The sequence below is a fragment of the Amycolatopsis sp. NPDC058278 genome (genome assembly GCF_042881395.1).
Lineage (GTDB): Bacteria > Actinomycetota > Actinomycetes > Mycobacteriales > Pseudonocardiaceae > Amycolatopsis.
Map to the genome: position 1 here is coordinate 55,272 of NZ_JBHVXZ010000006.1, position 16,140 is coordinate 71,411.

Annotated in this window: 14 protein-coding genes and 1 other RNA gene; 6 read left to right on the top strand and 9 right to left on the bottom strand. The window is 73.3% G+C overall.

All coding sequences use genetic code 11. The annotated features are described in order from the left end of the window. Positions 1-32: 32 nt before the first annotated feature. From ACFVYA_RS04520 to ACFVYA_RS04540, 5 genes are all read right to left on the bottom strand, one after another. On the bottom strand, positions 33-887 hold the full coding sequence (locus tag ACFVYA_RS04520) for a hypothetical protein (RefSeq protein WP_387042349.1): 855 nt from the start codon (positions 885-887) through the stop codon (positions 33-35). 64 nt (positions 888-951) lie between these two features. Continuing rightward, an RNA gene (gene rnpB / locus ACFVYA_RS04525) (RNase P RNA component class A) lies at positions 952-1,356 on the bottom strand. 20 nt (positions 1,357-1,376) lie between these two features. Next, positions 1,377-2,612, bottom strand: coding sequence for an NAD(P)/FAD-dependent oxidoreductase (locus ACFVYA_RS04530; protein WP_285988545.1), 1,236 nt, complete (start codon positions 2,610-2,612; stop codon positions 1,377-1,379). Beyond that, on the bottom strand, positions 2,609-3,421 hold the full coding sequence (locus ACFVYA_RS04535) for a 4Fe-4S domain-containing protein (RefSeq protein WP_387042352.1): 813 nt from the start codon (positions 3,419-3,421) through the stop codon (positions 2,609-2,611). Before ACFVYA_RS04535 ends, ACFVYA_RS04530 begins: the two co-directional genes overlap by 4 nt. Positions 3,422-3,429: 8 nt before the next feature. Next, positions 3,430-4,098, bottom strand: coding sequence for a DUF4142 domain-containing protein (locus tag ACFVYA_RS04540; protein ID WP_387042355.1), 669 nt, complete (start codon positions 4,096-4,098; stop codon positions 3,430-3,432). A gap of 248 nt (positions 4,099-4,346) precedes the next feature. Between ACFVYA_RS04540 and ACFVYA_RS04545 the strand changes: the two genes are divergently transcribed. From ACFVYA_RS04545 to ACFVYA_RS04560, 4 genes are all read left to right on the top strand, one after another. Next, a complete protein-coding gene (locus tag ACFVYA_RS04545) occupies positions 4,347-4,925 on the top strand; it encodes a sigma-70 family RNA polymerase sigma factor (protein WP_285988542.1) in 579 nt (192 codons plus the stop codon). Then, complete coding sequence (locus ACFVYA_RS04550; RefSeq protein ID WP_387042359.1) at positions 4,922-5,329, top strand: hypothetical protein; 408 nt, start codon at positions 4,922-4,924, stop codon at positions 5,327-5,329. Before ACFVYA_RS04545 ends, ACFVYA_RS04550 begins: the two co-directional genes overlap by 4 nt. Before the next feature lie 31 nt (positions 5,330-5,360). Then, the gene (locus ACFVYA_RS04555) at positions 5,361-8,216 is read left to right on the top strand and encodes an AAA family ATPase (RefSeq protein ID WP_387042362.1); all 2,856 of its coding nucleotides are present in this window, start codon (positions 5,361-5,363) and stop codon (positions 8,214-8,216) included. A gap of 463 nt (positions 8,217-8,679) precedes the next feature. Next, positions 8,680-9,921 carry an SLC13 family permease gene (locus tag ACFVYA_RS04560; protein ID WP_387042365.1) on the top strand — a complete coding sequence of 414 codons (1,242 nt, stop codon included), beginning with the start codon at positions 8,680-8,682 and terminating at the stop codon, positions 9,919-9,921. On the opposite strand, the gene ACFVYA_RS04565 is transcribed toward ACFVYA_RS04560, so the two are convergent. The 4 genes from ACFVYA_RS04565 to ACFVYA_RS04580 all read right to left on the bottom strand — a co-directional run bounded on the left by ACFVYA_RS04565 (position 9,905) and on the right by ACFVYA_RS04580 (position 14,620). Further along, a complete protein-coding gene (locus ACFVYA_RS04565) occupies positions 9,905-11,647 on the bottom strand; it encodes a hypothetical protein (RefSeq protein WP_387042367.1) in 1,743 nt (580 codons plus the stop codon). The genes ACFVYA_RS04560 and ACFVYA_RS04565 overlap by 17 nt on opposite strands. Before the next feature lie 184 nt (positions 11,648-11,831). After that, on the bottom strand, positions 11,832-13,055 hold the full coding sequence (locus tag ACFVYA_RS04570) for a bifunctional RNase H/acid phosphatase (protein ID WP_387042370.1): 1,224 nt from the start codon (positions 13,053-13,055) through the stop codon (positions 11,832-11,834). Next, a complete protein-coding gene (locus tag ACFVYA_RS04575; RefSeq protein ID WP_387042373.1) occupies positions 13,052-13,789 on the bottom strand; it encodes a zinc ribbon domain-containing protein in 738 nt (245 codons plus the stop codon). Before ACFVYA_RS04575 ends, ACFVYA_RS04570 begins: the two co-directional genes overlap by 4 nt. Before the next feature lie 9 nt (positions 13,790-13,798). After that, positions 13,799-14,620, bottom strand: coding sequence for a Nif3-like dinuclear metal center hexameric protein (locus ACFVYA_RS04580; protein ID WP_285988536.1), 822 nt, complete (start codon positions 14,618-14,620; stop codon positions 13,799-13,801). Between the two features lie 31 nt (positions 14,621-14,651). Here ACFVYA_RS04580 and ACFVYA_RS04585 point away from each other — a divergent pair, with 31 nt between their 5' ends. Next, the gene (locus ACFVYA_RS04585; protein ID WP_387042376.1) at positions 14,652-15,233 is read left to right on the top strand and encodes a chorismate mutase; all 582 of its coding nucleotides are present in this window, start codon (positions 14,652-14,654) and stop codon (positions 15,231-15,233) included. A 52-nt stretch (positions 15,234-15,285) separates the two neighbouring features. Continuing rightward, positions 15,286-15,711, top strand: coding sequence for a hypothetical protein (locus ACFVYA_RS04590; protein WP_387042379.1), 426 nt, complete (start codon positions 15,286-15,288; stop codon positions 15,709-15,711). Positions 15,712-16,140: the final 429 nt, after the last annotated feature.

A 16,140-nucleotide genomic window follows, 5' to 3' on the forward strand; every position in this document is an offset into this window, starting at 1 on the left:
TTTCACTACATAGCGTGATCTTGACCCGTCGATCAGTTCTGGGACCGGCGGAAGACGCCGTCCGGGAAGGCGCCGGCTTCGACGACCCGGCGGCTGAGCCCGCGGCAGAGTTCTTCGAGCCGGGCGGTCCGCTCGGCGCCGAGGTGGAGCCATGGCGCCCGCGCGGCGGACTCGGTCGCGATCTCGACGGCGGCGCGGACGGCGGCGCCCGCCTCGGTCAGCCCACCTTCGGCGTCGAGGAGGCCGCGGCCGGTGAGCGCTACCTCGGCGGCCGTCCACTGTTCGTCGCTCCAGCCGCGGGTCAGCTTGGCCGGGGCGGTGGCGAACCCGCGGCCGGTGGCGACGTGGGTGACCAGGGCGTCCAGGCCGCTCAGGCCGTTCAGCACGAGGGCGGCGATGTGGCCGTCGCCGCGGTGCTCGCGGAGCAGGGTGATCGCGTGCCAGAGCACGAGGTGCGGCTCGCCCGGCCAGGCGAGCCCCGCGTGCGCGGCGTAGAGGGGACGTCCTTCGCCGGTGCACCCGTTGCTCGCCTCGCGCGCGAGTTCGGCCGCCTCGGCGACCTCGTCGCTCTTCACGTGGTCGCCGAGCAGGCGGGCCAGCGCCTTGTCGACGCCGTCGAGCCGGGCGTCCAGGACCTGCTCCGGCGTCGCCAGGGTCCAGGCGCGCGGGATCACGCGGGCGACGACCTCGGGGTTGAAGTTGTAAAAGGTGGCCGCGACGACCTCGGGCCCGACGGCGCCCATGGCCGCGGACCGGCTCGCGAAGTACGGCATCCGGCCCGGTCGCAGGCCGATGCCGGTGAGCGCGGCCTCGACTTCGGGCGCGAAGTACGAGAAAGCGTGCAAGGAATCGAAAGCCGACTTGAACCGCTTCTCGTCACCCGCCATAGCGGCACCCTACTACCGGGTAACCACGCGCGGGAACACGCGACGCCCCTCGGGGTACGGGAGGCGGACGAGCTGGCATGTAAGCCGGATCCTGTTCCCCGGTCGCCTTGCGGCTCGCGGGGCGGCGGCCATCCATCTCGGCCTGCCGTTGCCGGCAGGCTCCAGCGGCCTACCCGCAGGCTCGGACGGGCCGTCCTCGAACGCCTGCGCAGGAGCCCGGGGGCTCCCTCTTGGCCTTGCTCCGGGTGGGGTTTACCTAGCCGTCCCGGTCGCCCGGGACGCTGGTGGTCTCTTACACCACCGTTTCACCCTTACCCCCGCCCGCGCGAAGCACGGACGGGGGCGGTCTGTTTTCTGTGGCACTTTCCCGCGGGTCACCCCGGGTTGCCGTTAGCAACCACCCTGCCCTGCGGAGTCCGGACTTTCCTCGGGCCGGGTCACCCCGGCTCGCGACCGCCCTGCCAGCTCGTCCGCAGGCTGGATCGTAGCTCAGCGGCCGGCCACCGCCCCGCTGTGGTGGCGGGGCCGGACCTCGGGCGGCGGCTCGGCCGGCGTCGGGTGCTGGCGGGCGAGTTCGGCCGTCCAGTGCAGGACGGCGGCGGGGCTGTCGAGGCCGATCAGGCCGACGAGCCGGCCCTGGCGGACGAAGCCGGTGATGGGCCGGGTGCCCGGCACCGGCGACTCCAGCAGCACGGTGTCGGTGGCGAGGGCGGGCCGGCCGGCGACCTGGATGCGGACGCCGTGCTGTTCGGACCAGTAGCGCGGCACCGGCGTGTAGGCCGGCGAACCCTGCGGGCCGGCGAGGAGGTTCTGGGCGGCGGCGCGGCTCATCTCGACGGCGTTGAGCCAGTGCTCCTCCCGGTGGGGCGTGGGGTCGAAGCGGAGGTTGGGCCAGCGGGCGACGTCGCCCGCCGCGACGATCGTCGACGAGCCGACGACGTGGCAGGTGGGTCCGCAGACGACGCCGTCGTCGAGCGGCAGCTTGGCGCCGCGCAGCCAGGACACCGCCGGGACGCTGCCCACGGCGACGACGACGCAGGCGACCTCGAGGGCGCGGCCGTCGGCGAACTCGAGGCCGACGTGCGTGGGTGCGGGCCGCCAGCGGCGGATCGTGGTGCCGAGTTCGAGGCGGACGCCGCGGGCGGTGTGCAGCGCCGTGAGCCATTCCCCGATGTCGGGCCCGAGGACGTCGGCCAGCAGGGACCTCGCCCGTCCGAAGAGGACGACCTCGCGGTTCATCTCGCGGAGGCTGGAGGCGACTTCGCAGCCGATGAAGCCGTCCCCGATCACCGCGACCGGGCCGGGGTTGGTGGCGAGGGCGCGCTGCAGGGCGATCGTGTCGGAGAGGGTGCGGACGACGACCACGCGCGGGTGGCCGTGCGGCGCGCCGGGCATCCGGCGCGGTTCGACGCCGGTGGCGATGATCAGGCCGTCGTAGTGCAGTTCCTCGTCGCGGAGGTGGACGACCTGCCGGTTCGGCGAGAGCGCGGTCACCGGCGTGTCGAACCGCCATTCGGCGTCGACTTCGAGCGGGTCGGCGAGCAGCGTGTCGGCCCGGCTGACCGCGCCGGTGAGCAGCTGCTTGGACAAGGCCGGGCGGTGGTAGGCGATGTCGGGTTCGGCGCCGAGGACCACGACTTCGCCGTCGAACCCGACTTCGCGCAGCCGTTCGGCCGCGCGCAGGCCGGCGAGGCCGGCTCCGGCGATGACGATGCGTTCGCTCATCGGGTGGCTCCCAACAGGTGGATGGCTCTCATGGGGCAGGCGCGCGCGGCGGCCTGGACGTTCGGGACGAGCTGGGCACCCGGGCGCTTCTCGTAGGCGAGCTGCCCGTCGAGGCCGAGCTGGAAGACCTGGGGCGCCTCGGACTGGCAGACCCCGTAGGCGTGGCAGCGCTGGCTGTCGACGTCGACGCGCACGGTGGCCGGCTCCGGGTCGTCCTCTTCGGGCGGCGGCGTCACCAGGCCGGCGCGGGCGAGCACCGCGGCGGGCAGCACGCGCAGGACCGACAGCAGCACCGGCGGGACGAGCAGCGTGAGGCCGGCCAGCCAGACGACGGCGAGGTGCCCGCTCGAGATGGCGCCGAGCCAGGCGTGCACCGCGAGCAGGCCGATGGCGAGGTACCCGGCCTGGTGGAAGCGCAGCCACCGGCCCTCGCCGGCGCTGCGGCGCAGCCCCGCGGTCACGGACACCGCGATGACGAGCTCGAGGCCGGCGATGCCCAGCGCGTGCCGCGGCGTGCCGTCGTAGAAGGGGAGGAGCAGGTCGGCGACGCCGAAGGGGTCGTCCTCCAGGAAGAGGAAGGTCAGCCCGTGCAGGGTCCCGGTGGCGAGGGTGAACGCGGCGAGCACCACGTGCCCGGTGCGGATCGCGTCCTGGCCGCTGAACCGGCGGACCCAGCCGGTGGCGGCCAGGACGCCCCAGCACAGCGTCAGGCACATGAAGAGGTAGGTGAGGCGGCCGGACAGCGCGGCGGCCTCGGCGATCCCGGTGTCGTGCGGCGACCCCGGGACCAGCGCGGCGGAAAGGGACATGGGGCGGCTTACCTCCGGGTGCGCGGCGAGGGCCTGCCGGGGGTTCCGAGCAGGCGGAGCAGGCCGAACGTGGCGACGGCGGCGAGGGCCACGAGAACGGCACCGGCGGCGACGGCACCGCCGCCGAGGGTGTCGTCCTCGGTGGCGGAGACGAGCAGGGAGGTGGTCTCGGCGAGCCCGGTGCTCTCGAGGAGCGTCAGGTGCCCGAGCGAGGTGTCGACGGCGGTCTGGGCGAACGCGCGGACGTCGTCGTCGCGGGTGCCCGCGCGGACGTCGGAGGCGAGCCCGAACAGCGTGCCGTACTCGGCGCGGACGCGGTTGACGTAGGCGCGGTCGAACGCGTCGCCGGAGTCGGCGGCGATCTCGCCGGCCCAGCCGCGCTCCTGGTCGGTCGGCTCCCCCGGCAGGGTGACGGCGAGCCGGTCGGCGACCGCGCGCAGGGCGACGTCGAGGCGGGCCTGGTCGTCGGCGATGCGGACGGCGACGGCGCGCACCCGCCGGTTGGTGGCCCGCTCGGCGGCGAGCCTGCTCGACGGCCCGGCCCACAGCGTGTGCTGCTTCAGCCGGGTCAGCAGGGCGCGGTCGGTCTGCTGCAGTTCCCCGGCCGACGCCGGGACGGCACAGCCCAGCACGAGCGCGGTCGCAGCGGCCAGCAACGCCACGAATCGGAGCGGCATCCCCGTTGTCCCTTCGCGAAGGAGTCCTCACCTCCTGTTACGGCGAGAAGGTGCGATCCGGTTCTCGCCGTCACCTTTTAGTGACCTGTGACGTGCATCACAATACACATTGTGAACCACCCCGCGATGGCCGTCGTCGATGCTGCGTCGAATTAAGTCGGGAAACTAATGCATATGGCCTATTAAGTGTTTTTGCGCTACGCTCCGATGACCCCACGGTCCGCCAGTCAGGTGAGGTTGCGAGCTTTATGGAAGCACCGGGAACAGAAGGTCGCGGCCGCGTCGGCTACGCGTCGTCCGCGACTGCGGTCGACACCGGCCTCGCCGCGGGAGACGACCTCGTCCCGCTGCTCTACAAAGACTTCCGCGCCACCCTGTTTGCGCAGGTCATGAGCCTGACCAACCATGACCGGCAGTGGACCGAAGACGTGGTGCAGGAGACCATGATCCGCGCCTGGCAGCACTCCGACACGCTCGAGCGCGAGCCCGGAATGCTGCGCGGATGGCTGCTCACAGTGGCCCGGCGGATCGTCATCGACGGCTGGAGGAATCGCCGCGTCCGCCCACAGGAGGTCGCTCTGGAGATCCCGGAAAACGCCGAGTCCAAGGACCGCGCGGACAGCTCGTTAGCGGCGCTAACGATTACTCGGGCATTGCGGGAACTGGACGCCAAATATCAGTCCGTCATCTACGAGACGTATCTCGCGGGAAACACCGTTCGACAGGCGGCGGAAATTCTCGGAATTCCGGAGGGAACTGTCAAATCGCGGTTGTACACGGCGATGCGGCAATTGCGGAAGGCGCTCGGGGAAGTGACGATCCGATGAGGGGGCGGAAGGGGGACGCCGCCGCCTACGGGCTCGGCGTCCACGATGATCCGGAAGGGTTCGAAGCCCACCTGCTGGGCTGTGCCCGCTGCCGGGGCCGGGTCTCCGGCTTCACCCCGGTGGCCGGCGCGCTGGCGGAGGCGGTGCGGCTGGGCTACCTGCCGCCGGGCGACGGTGCGGCCCGGCGCCGGAAGTCGGCCGGGGCGGCGGCCCTGCGGGGGCCCGCGGCCGGCCCGCTCCTGCTGCTCGCGCTCGGCGTGGCGACGATGGTCCTCTGCGCGGCCCGGCCGGCCACGGGGAAGATCCGGTTCGCATCCACTGCGTCCATCGTCTCCCCTGGTCAGGTCGTGCCCGGTACCGGCCGTGGTCCGCGGTGTCTCCCGTGGTCGGCCGGTTTCCAGTAGTCTGCCCCAACCCAACATGAAAGTCCTTACGGTGGATACCGAAGTAAATCCCGAGCACCCCGCCAGCGGGGCTTCGGTACCGAAGCGTCCCGCCCCGCGGCTCCCCGGCCGCGAGCCCGAGCTGGGCCGCCTGACCGGTCTCTTCCCGGTCGTGCTGGGCGGCGCGGCCGCCAGCGCGGTGCTGGCCGGCGAGTTCGGCATGGGCAAGAGCGCCACCCTGCGGACCGCCGCGGCGCTGGCCGCGGACGCGGGCTTCACCGTCGCGACGGCCACCGGGTCGCGGCTGGAAAGCCACCTGGCCGGCGGGCTCGTCCGCCAGCTGGCCGACGCGCTCGAGGAGCCGGGGGCGCCCCGGCGCCCGCCCGTCGCCGAGCTGTGCGGGTCGGCCGGCGAGGGCGAAGCGCTCGACCTCTTCTTCCGGATCGTCCGCGACGCGGCCGAGCGGGGTCCGCTGTTCCTCGGCATCGACAACATCCACCTGGCCGACGCCTGGTCCATGCGGTGCCTGGCCTACCTCCGCAACCGCGTGCTCGACCTGCCGGTGCTGATCGTCCTGACGTCCGTCATCGGTTACCCCCCGCACCGCGAGGTCGCGCTGCTGGACATGGTGGGGAGCACGCCGGTCACGATCACGCTGAACGGCCTCGGCGACGCGGCCGCGGCGGAGATCCTCGGCCTCGCCCCCGGGGAGCTGGCCTCCGCCTGCCGCGAGGCGACCGGCGGCAACCCGGTGCTGCTGCAGGCGCTGCGGCCGCGCCTGCTGCCCGGCGCTGACCCGCACGAGCTCGGCTCGTCGCTGATCGGGCAGGTGCTCACCACGCGGGTGCAGGAGTTCCCGCACGCGCCGGACATCCTGCACGCGGCGGCGATCCTCGGCGAGGACGCCGGCTTCGACCTGCTGGCCCGGCTGGCCGGCGTCGACGAGCTCGACGCGCTGCAGGCGATCGACACCCTGGTCCGGCTGCACGTGCTGAACAACAGCGACCAGCCGACGCTGACCTACTCGTTCGTCCGCAACTCCCTGCTGAAGGACATGCCGCAGACCACGCGGGCGGTCAACCACTCCCGGGCGGCGAAGCTGCTGACGGAGGCGGGGGCGCCGCCCGAGCGTGTGGCCGCCCACCTGCTGGAAGCGACGTCGATCCGGATCCCGTGGGCGGTGGACGTGCTGCGGCTGAGCGCGCGCGACGCCGTGTTCTCCGGGCGGTCGGAGCTGGCCGCCCGGCACCTGCGCCGGGCGCTGGAGGAGCGGCTGACCTCGGGGCGCCGGATGGCCGTGCTGCTGCAGCTCGCGCACGCGGAGTTCCAGTTCGACCCGCCCGGCGCGGCGAAGCGGGTGCGGGAAGCCGTCGACACCGTCGGCAACCGCGAGACGGCCGCGTACATCGCCACGGCGATGCTGCTGTCGCTCTGCGGCGGCCAGGACGCCCGGCTGGGGATCAGCGCGGCGGGCCAGATCGCGGCGCGGCTCGACGCGGGCGGCCCGGACGCCGTGTGGCCGCTGCTGTGCATGACCTACCTCGCCGAGGCCGGCAGCAGGCTCGGCCCGCCCCCGGAGTTCCGCGACTTCGAGGAGCAGTGGGCGCCGCTGACCGACCCGGCGGCCCAGCGGAGCCGCTCGGCGCTGCTCGCGCTGGACGCCGTCCGCAGTGGCGAGTCGGCGCAGGACGCCGTCGGGCACTTCGCGGACGCGCTGAGCCAAGCCGGGGCTCCGCCCCGCGCCGGGGACTCCGCCACGCGGAGCCCGCGTGAGCTGAGCAGCGAAGACGGCGGCGAGCTGTTCGAACAGCACTACTTCTTCACGCTGGCCACCGCGGTGCTCGCGGACGAGCCGGCGCACGTCGACCGGCTGTGCCGGGTCCTCGACGTCGAGCGCGAGCCGTGGGACGTGCACGTGCCGCACGGGGCGCTGCCCACCCTGGCCCGCGGGATCGCGCTGCAGACCAGCGGCGACCTGCAGCGGGCGAGCGTCCACTTCGAATCCCTGCTGCGCCGCTTCGACGAGCGCGGCGGGACGACGACCTGCCCGGTCGGCGTGCTGTGCGCGGCGAAGCTCGTCGAGTGCTGGGTGGACCTCGGCCGGTTCGAGGCGGCGACGTCGCTGCTGGACCGGATGGACTTCGTCGCGAGCCAGGGCCTCTTCACGCACACGTACCTCCTGTACGCGCGGGGGCGCCTGCGCGTCGCGACCGGGTACACGCGCTTCGGGTTCGAGGACCTCCTCAGCTGCGGACGGCGCCTGGCGCACCACGGCATGCGGTTCCCGGGGTTCGTGCCGTGGCGCGCGCACGCGGCGCGGGCGGCGCTGGCCCTCGGCCAGACCGACGACGCGGCCCGCCTTGCCGAAGAGGACATCAACGCATCGGCCCGCTGGGGCGCGGCACGGCCGCTGGGCACGGCGCTCACGACGCTGGGGCTGGTCCGCGAGGACGACGAGGCGGAGCGGGCACTGCAGAAGGCGATCACGACACTGCGGTCGTCGCCGGCCCGCCTCCAGCTGGCGACGGCGCTGACGGAGCTCGGCACGCTGCAGTCCCGGCACGGCCAGTCCGAAAAGGCCATCGAAACGCTGCGGCAGGCGGTGGAGCTGAGCGAGCAGTGCGGAGCACGCCCGCTGGCCCGCCGGGCAGCGGAGGAGCTGCGCTCGTCGCGGCGCGCGCTGACCCCGGCGAAGGACAACGAGCACGGGTTGACCCGGCAGGAGAACCGCATCGCGGTGATGGCGGCGCAGGGACTGACCAACCGGGAGATCGCCACAGCCCTGCACTTGACGCGGCGGACGGTGGAGCTCCACTTGTCCGGCGCGTACCGGAAGCTGGGGATTCCCGGCCGGGCGGAGCTCGGTGGGGCGCTGGCGAAGTCTTCGCAGCGGGTGGATGGCCGCTGAGCCTGGGGTACGGGTTGCGGGCGGCGCCGCTGAGCCATTCCCGGACAACGCAGGCTCGGCCGGCGCCGGGGATAGATGGTCGCCGACCTCGGCCCGCGGAAGCTGGCGGGCGGTGAGCCGCTCGCGGCTCGCGCAGGCTCGGCCGGCGCCGGGGATAGATGGTCGCTGGGCTCGGGCCGCAGCGGGGTCGCGGGCGGTATTGAGCGCGGGCGGGCGGTGAGCCGGTCGCGGATCGCGCAGGCTCGGCCGGCGCAGCACCCGGGCGGTCGTTGCGCCGGTGGATCGCGCAAGCTCGGCGCGCAGCACGCCGACAGCCGCTGAGCCGCAAACCGCGCGAGCTCGTGCTTCGGCCCGTCGCTTCCGGCAGGGATGTCCAATTTGGACTCCCGCCCGCGGGGGCGCCCCCCGTCTTCCACGCTACCCGGCGGCACCGACAAAACCGGGCCGCAGTTAGCGTGAACGCGTGAACCTCCTCGCGGGCGCGGCCAGCCTGCTGCTCCTGGCCGGTGTGCTCGTCTTCGCCATCGTCCGGCCGCGGGGGTGGCCGGAAGCCGTTGCCGCGGTGCCGGCCGCCGGGGTTGTTCTGCTGCTCGGCCTCGTGCCGCCCGCCGCGGCCGGGGCGCGGGCCGTGGAAATCCTGCCCACCCTCGGTTTTCTCGCCGCGATTCTGCTTTTGTCCTTTTTGGCCAGTGTCGACGGCGTCTTCGCCTGGCTCGGCAACCGGCTCGCCGAGGCGTGCCACGGCCGGCCGCGGCGGCTGCTCGTCCTCACCTTCGCCGCCGCGGCCGGTGTCACCGCGATCCTCAGCCTGGACGCCACCGTCGTGCTGCTCACCCCGGTCGTCCTCGCCACCGCCGGCAGCCTCGGGCTCCCCGCGCGGCCGCACGTCTACGCCTGCGCGCACCTGGCCAACTCGGCGTCGACGCTGCTGCCGGTGTCCAACCTGACGAACCTGCTGGCTTTCGCCGCGTCCGGGCTGACCTTCGCCGGGTTCACCGCGCTGATGGCGTTGCCGTGGCTGGTCACGATCGCCGTGGAGCTGCTGGTTTTCCTGCGGTTCTTCGCCGCCGACCTGCGGCCGCGCGAGACGACCGAACCGCGGCAGCACCTCGAGACGCCGACCTTCGCCCTCGTCGTCCTCGGCCTCACGCTCGCCGGGTTCGCGGTCGGGCAGCTCGGGCACGTCGAGCCGGTCTGGATCGCCGCGCTGGCCGCGCTGATCCTCGGCGTGCGCGCCGTCGCGGGGGGCAAGGTCCCCCCGTGGCAGCTGGTCACCGAGGCGGCGCCGCAGCTGTGCCTGTTCGTGCTGGGCCTGGCCGTCGTGGTCGAGGCCGTGTCGGAGCACGTCCTCGGCGGCGTGCTCCGCGACGTCCTGCCGACGTCGACGGGCCTGGTCGACCTGCTGGTGGCCGCGGGCGTGGCGGCGCTGCTGGCCAACCTGGTCAACAACCTGCCGGCCACGCTCATCCTGCTGTCGGTGCTGGGCCCGCACCCGGCGCCGGGTGTGCTGCTCGCGGTGCTGCTCGGCGTCAACATCGGCCCGAACGCGAGCTACCTCGGCTCACTGGCGACCCTGCTGTGGCGCCGGACGCTCCCGAAACCACCCTCGCCGAGGACGTTCCACGCCCTGGGGGCGCTCACGACCCCGCTGAGCCTGGCCGCGGCGACCGTCGCGCTGTGGCTGAGCCTCAGCTGGGCATCGTGATCGTCTGACCCGGCTTCATCGTCGCGCCGCAGTCGTCCAACGGGCCGCCGAAGCGGTCGGCCGCCACCGCCGGGATGGTCTTCGCCGCGTACTCCTGCGCCGCCTTCAGCTTCGCCGGGTCCGTCACCGCGTCGCGGCGGACCCAGTCGCCGTTGCGCAGGCCCTCGATCGGGGAGCTGTAGATCAGCACGTAGTCGCGGTCGAGGCGCGGGTCCAGCGCGATCCCGTTGCCCGCCGCCCAGGGGCCCCACGAGTGGATGAACGTCGGCTTGACCGTGTCGAACACGTAGTTGCGCAGGCCCGCCAGGTCGTTGTCGTGCACCAGGTCGGCGATCGGCTTGTTCACCAGGCCGGCCATGTCGACCAGCTCGAGCCGGCTGGTCATCGACGAGCCGCCGAGGTCGGGCAGCAGCAGCGACGCCTTCTGCACGCCGAGGATGTCGGCGTAGGTGTTGAAGCCGCGGCCGAAGCGGTCGGCCACCAGGCACGCGGTGATGTTCGGGTTCTTCGCGAACTTGTCCGCCGCGGCCGCGAAGCCGATGGCCGACGGGACGAACGCGCCCACCAGCACCACGACGACGCCGACGCGCAGCAGCGCCTGCCGGTGGCGCAGCAGCTCACCGGCCGCCAGCGTGCCCGCGATGACCGCCAGCGGCCAGATCGGGCTGGCGAACCGGTGCTGGTACATCCAGTCGGCGACCATCACGCCGTACGCGACGATCCCGAGCCCCAACGGCACGAGCAGCGCGATCAGCGAACGCCGCCACGACGCCTTGACCAGCGCGAACACGATCACCAGCGCCAGCGCGATCACGCCGGCCCAGCCCGCGTAGCCGACCAGCTCGAACGGCCGCTTCACCGCGTCGAACCCGGGGAGACCCTGCTGCTTGGCCACCGAGGGGTTGGCCAGCAGCCGCCCGAACTCCGAGTGCCGCCACACGACGTACGCGCCGAACGGCACGGCGAACGCCGCCACCGACAGCAGCGCGAGCCGGAAGCTCTTCCAGAACAGCCCCGAGCGCAGCAGGAACAGCGCCGCGAGCGGGTACGCGCCCGCGTAGATCAGGCCTTCCGGGCGGGTCAGCGCGGCGAACGCCACCATGACGCCAGCCCACAGCGCGACCTTCGGGGTCAGCAGCTTGTCCCGCTGCACCGACACGAACAGCGTCACGCCCAGCGTGACGACCGCGAAGGCGAACAGCGAGTTCTCCAGGCCGGACACGACCCAGATGACGTACGACGGGATCGTCGCCAGCGTCAGGCCGACGACCAGCGTCGCCAGCCACGCGAAGCGGGTGAAGATCTGCTTCGCGGCGATGTAGCAGGCCGTCAGGACGCCGCCGGTGAACAGCAGGCCCAGTGCCTTCGGGAACAGCACGTAGTCCGGGAGGCCGAAGAGCGAGCCGTGGTCGAAGAGGCCGGCGAGCTTGCCGAGGCCGAGCAGCACCATCCACGTCGGGTCGGAGAAGCCCTCGACCGGCGGGGCGCCCGGCTGCAGCACGGGGCCGAGGCCGTCGGCGAAGCTGCGGGCGTAGGAGAAGGTGATGGCGGCGTCGTCGACGATCCAGTGGCCGTAGCGGGTCGCGTGGACCGCAACGGCCGCGACACCGGCGAGCACGGCCAGCACCGGCGCCAGGCGCGCGCCCCAGCCGCGGGTGGCCGTGGTGGTGGCCGGGTCCTCGGGGACGTCGCTCGGGGAGGTCTCGGTGAGTGCGCTAGCCGTCATGTCCTCGTCACTGTTCCGCCCGCAGGCTTCTGCCGGTGGGATACGCGCGAGCCGGCGCCCCCTTGCTGGACCCGGAGGCCGGACCCGACACCGCGGCGACGCGGTCGAGACACTGTAGCCAATACCCCATCCGGGGTCTTCCACGCGTCGGTGCCGAGCGTGATCCACCCCACATTTTCAGTGGTCAGACCAGGTGCGAGGTGTCGTTGACGAGGCGGACCGACGCGTTCCCATCCGGGTAGAACTCGACGATCGACAGGGACGCCAGGTCCAGGTGCAGCCGGAACAGCAGCTGGGGTCCGGCGTCGAGGCCCATCCGGAGCAGCGTCTTGATCGGCGTCACGTGGCTGACCAGCACCAACGTCTTGCCGCCGTGCTCGGCGATGAGCTCGTCGCGGGCCTTGCGGACGCGCCGGTGCACGACATCGAAGCTCTCCCCGCCGGGCGGCGGCACCGAGCTGTCGCCCAGCCAGGAGCCGTGCAGCTCGGGGTCACGTTCGGCGGCCTCGGCGAACGTCAGGCCTTCCCACTCGCCGAAGTCGGTCTCGATCAGGCCGGGGTGGGTCTCGACGCGGCCGCCGAGCGCGTCGGCGACCGCCTGCGCGGTCTGTTTCGTCCGGGTGAGCGGCGAGGAGATGATCGGGACGGCCTCACCGTCGACGACCAGGCCCTCCATCGCGGCCAGCCGCTTCGCCGCCGCCGCGGCCTGGGTCCGGCCCAGTTCGGTCAGCGGGACGTCGCCGCGGCCGGAGTAGCGGCGCAGCGCCGACATCTCGGTCTGGCCGTGGCGCAGCAGGAGCAGCCGGGTCGGGGTGCCCTGGGCGCCGGTCCAGGCCACCGCCGCGCGGTCGGGTTTCCGGGTCGGCAGCTTCGGTTTCGCGGCGGCTTCCGGGGGGCCGGAGACCCGTTCGGCCGTGGCGGGCCCGCCGACGGCGGTCTGCCGGACGACCTGCCTGGCCCGGCCGGCCGTGGCGGTGCCGGGACGGCCGGCCGCGGGCTTTCCGGTCGCCGCGTCCATGGCCTCGTTGGCCAGCCGGTCGGCGTGGGAGTTCTGCGCGCGCGGGATCCACTCGTACTTGACACGGGAGAAGCCCGCGGCCAGCTCCTTGGCCCGCTCGGCCAGCGGCTGCATGTCCGGGTGCTTGATCTTCCAGCGCCCGGACATCTGCTCCACCACGAGCTTCGAGTCCATCCGGACGTCCACAGTGGACGCGCCGACCTCGGCCGCGGCGGCCAGGCCGGCGATCAAGCCGCTGTACTCGGCGACGTTGTTGGTGACGACGCCGAGACTTTCCTTGCGCTCGGCGAGGACCTGGCCATCGCTGTCTTTCACCACAGCGCCGTAGCCGGCGGGACCCGGGTTGCCCCGCGAGCCGCCGTCGGCTTCGACCACGACATGCAACGTCACAGACCCGACTCCAGGGTCCGGACCAGGATCGCGCCGCAGTTCTCGCACTGGATGACGTCGTCCTCCGGCGCGGCCTTGATTTCGTTGACCGTGTTGCGGTCCAGCTCCAGCTGGCAGGCGCCGCAGCGGCGGGCCCGGAGCAGCGCGGCCCCGATGCCCTTGTGCTCGCGGACGCGCTCGTACAGCTTGAGCAGCGGCTCCGGGAAGCGCGGGAGAAGCTTCACGCGGTCTTCGTCGCGCCGCGCGCGGGTGGTGTCGAGGTCCTTGAACGCTTCGTCGCGGCGTGCGATCGCGGCGGCGACCTCGGCCTCGGCCTTGTCGACCTCGGCGCCGGTGCGCTGCGCGTCCAGGCCGAGGGCCTCGCGCTGCTCCATCAGCTCCAGCAGGTCGTCCTCCAGCGCGCTCTGGCGGCGTTCCAGCGACTGCAACTCGTGCTCGATGTCGGTCATCTGCTTCGAGTTCACCGAGCCGGAGGCCAGGAGCTTGCGGTCGCGGTCCTCGCGGGCGCGCACCGACTCGATCTCCTTCTCCTGCCGGGCGATCTCGCGGTCGAGGTCGGAGGCGGCGGTCTCCACGGACACGAGCGCGTCGCGGCGCTCGCGGGCGGTCTTCTCCCCCGCGTCGATCTCGGCCAGTTCGGGCAGGGTGCGGCGGCGGTGCGCGGTGCGCGAGAGCTCGGCGTCCACCTTGGCGAGCTCGAGCAACTGGCGCTGCACGGCGGGTTCGGCCTTCACGGTGCTCCTCTAAATCGATGTGCGCTCGGCGCGGACGTTCCACGGGTCGGTCCGCCGCGTGGAGACGTGAACGTCGACGTTACCCGCAAAGGCCCGCGCCACGAGCGCCGAGGCTTGCCCGCACCAGGGCCACTCGCTGGCCCAGTGGGTCAGCCCGACCAGCGCGGGCACCGGGCCGCGGCCCGCGAGGTGCTCGCCGGCGGGGTGATGCCGCAGGTCCGCGGTGACGAAGGCGTCGACACCGGCCTCGGTGGCCTGCTTCAGGTAGGAGTCCCCGGCGCCACCGGACACGGCGACGGTCCGGATCGGGCGGTCCGCGTCGCCCGCGCCCAGCACGCCGGGCACGGTCGCGGGCAGGGCGTCGGCGACGCGCTGGACGAACACCGCGAACGGCTCCGGCTCGGGCAGTTCGCCGAGGCGGCCGATGCCGGTGACGCCGTCGGCCTTCGGTTCCAGCGGGCCGGTGACGCGCAGCCCGATCGCCTGCGCGAGCGCGTCGGAGACGCCGGGATCGGCGGAGTCGGCGTTGGTGTGCGCGCAGTGGAGGGCGATGCCTTCGCGGATCATCCGGTGCACGAGGGCGCCCTTGGCGGTGTCGGCGGGGACGCCGTGCACGCCGCGCAGCAGCAGCGGGTGGTGCGCGACGATCAGCTGCGCGCCGAGTTCGACGGCTTCGTCGACGGTCTCGGCGACCGGGTCGACGCAGAACAGCACCCGGTGCACGGGTTCGGCCGGGTCGCCGCAGACGAGGCCGACGGCGTCCCACGACTCGGCGAGCTCGGGCGGATAAGCCCGGTCCAGCACGGAGATGACTTCGGAAATGGCGGGCACGCGGTGATTTTCGCATGTACGGTCCGAAGCCATGCGCCTTCGGTCCTTGCTCGTCACGGTGACAGCGGTCCTCGCCGGCTCCCTGCTCTCCGCGGCCCCCGCTTCGGCGTCGGAGACGTCGTTGTGGCGGCTGACCGACCTGGCGGCGCAGCGCGTCGCGATCGCCGACCAGGTGGCCGCGGCCAAGTACGGCACGCCGTCCCCGATCGACGACCCGGTGCGGGAGCAGCAGATCTACGACTCGGTGGCGGCGCGCGCCCCCGGCCTCGGCCTCGCCCCGGCGGACGCGGTGCGGTTCTTCCGCGCCCAGATCGAGGCGAACAAGCTGGTGCAGCGCGGCCTCTACGCACGCTGGGACGTGCACCCGGCGGAGGCGCCGGCGACCCGCCCCGACCTCGGTCAGATCCGCCCGGTGATCGACGGGCTCAACACCGGCCTGCTGACCGAGCTGGCGGCGACGACCCCGGCGCGGACGGCCCGATCATGCCCGATCCGCCAGCTGGTGACGGCGGGCATCGTCGACGGCGTCCACCGGTTCGACGGCCTGCACGCGCACGCCCTCGCCGAAGCGACCTCGGCGACCTGCGCGACGGATCCGGGCCGAGCCGGGTAGCCGCCTCCTCCGGCCTGCGCAACCCGCGGCCCCCCGGTGCGTCCCGTACGGCGTGACGAGGACCAAGTGGATGATCGCCGCGGTCGTGGCGGCCACCGCGCTGGCCGCGACCGGCGTGTTCGTGCTGGGCGACGGCGCGGGTACGGCGGACGGGATCGTGACGGCGATCCACCCGGACGGCCGGGTGGAGTGGACGGACGCCCGGTTCGTCAAGGCCGAGGAGAACGGCAGCAACGCCGAACCGGTCCCGGGCACCGCGCACAAGGCGGTCCTGGCAGGCGACGTGGAGATCTTCACGGGAGTCGGCAGCTGGTGCGCGTCGGCGGCCGCGGGCCTCGCGGTCGGCCTCGACGGCACGGGTTCCAACCCGTGCACCCGCGCCGAGTTCCTGGCGACCACCCCGGACAGCCTGTACGCGGTCAAGATCACGGCGAAGGGCGACGTGGTCACCCGGATCGCGGAGTACTACCACCCCTGATCCGGAGTCGGGGGGCGCCCCGGCGGCACCGGGCCGCCGCGGGCGCCGGGACCGGTCAGTTGCAGTTGCCGCAGCAGCCGCAGCCCTGGCCGGTGCACTTCGAGCAGCACCCGTGCATGATCGCTCTCCTTTTCCGGTTCGCGTCCTCGCCCGATCGACGCTAAGTGCGCGCCGCGGGCCGCGGATACCGCCGAGCGGGCGGGTGACCGGGTGAACGCGGTGGTTACCCTCGGCGCGCGGGATGCTTGGTGGGTGGCGGATTACCGCTGGGCCTTCGCGGGCTTCGCTCGCCGGACCACGCAGGCGGTCTTCACGCCCATGCGCCCAGCTGGGCCGAGCCAAGCCGACCGTGGCGGCGCGCGGCTGCCCGCTGAGCCGCGCGGGCCCTCCGCACCCCACCTGCGCCGGGCCAGGCGGGTCGCCCTTCGC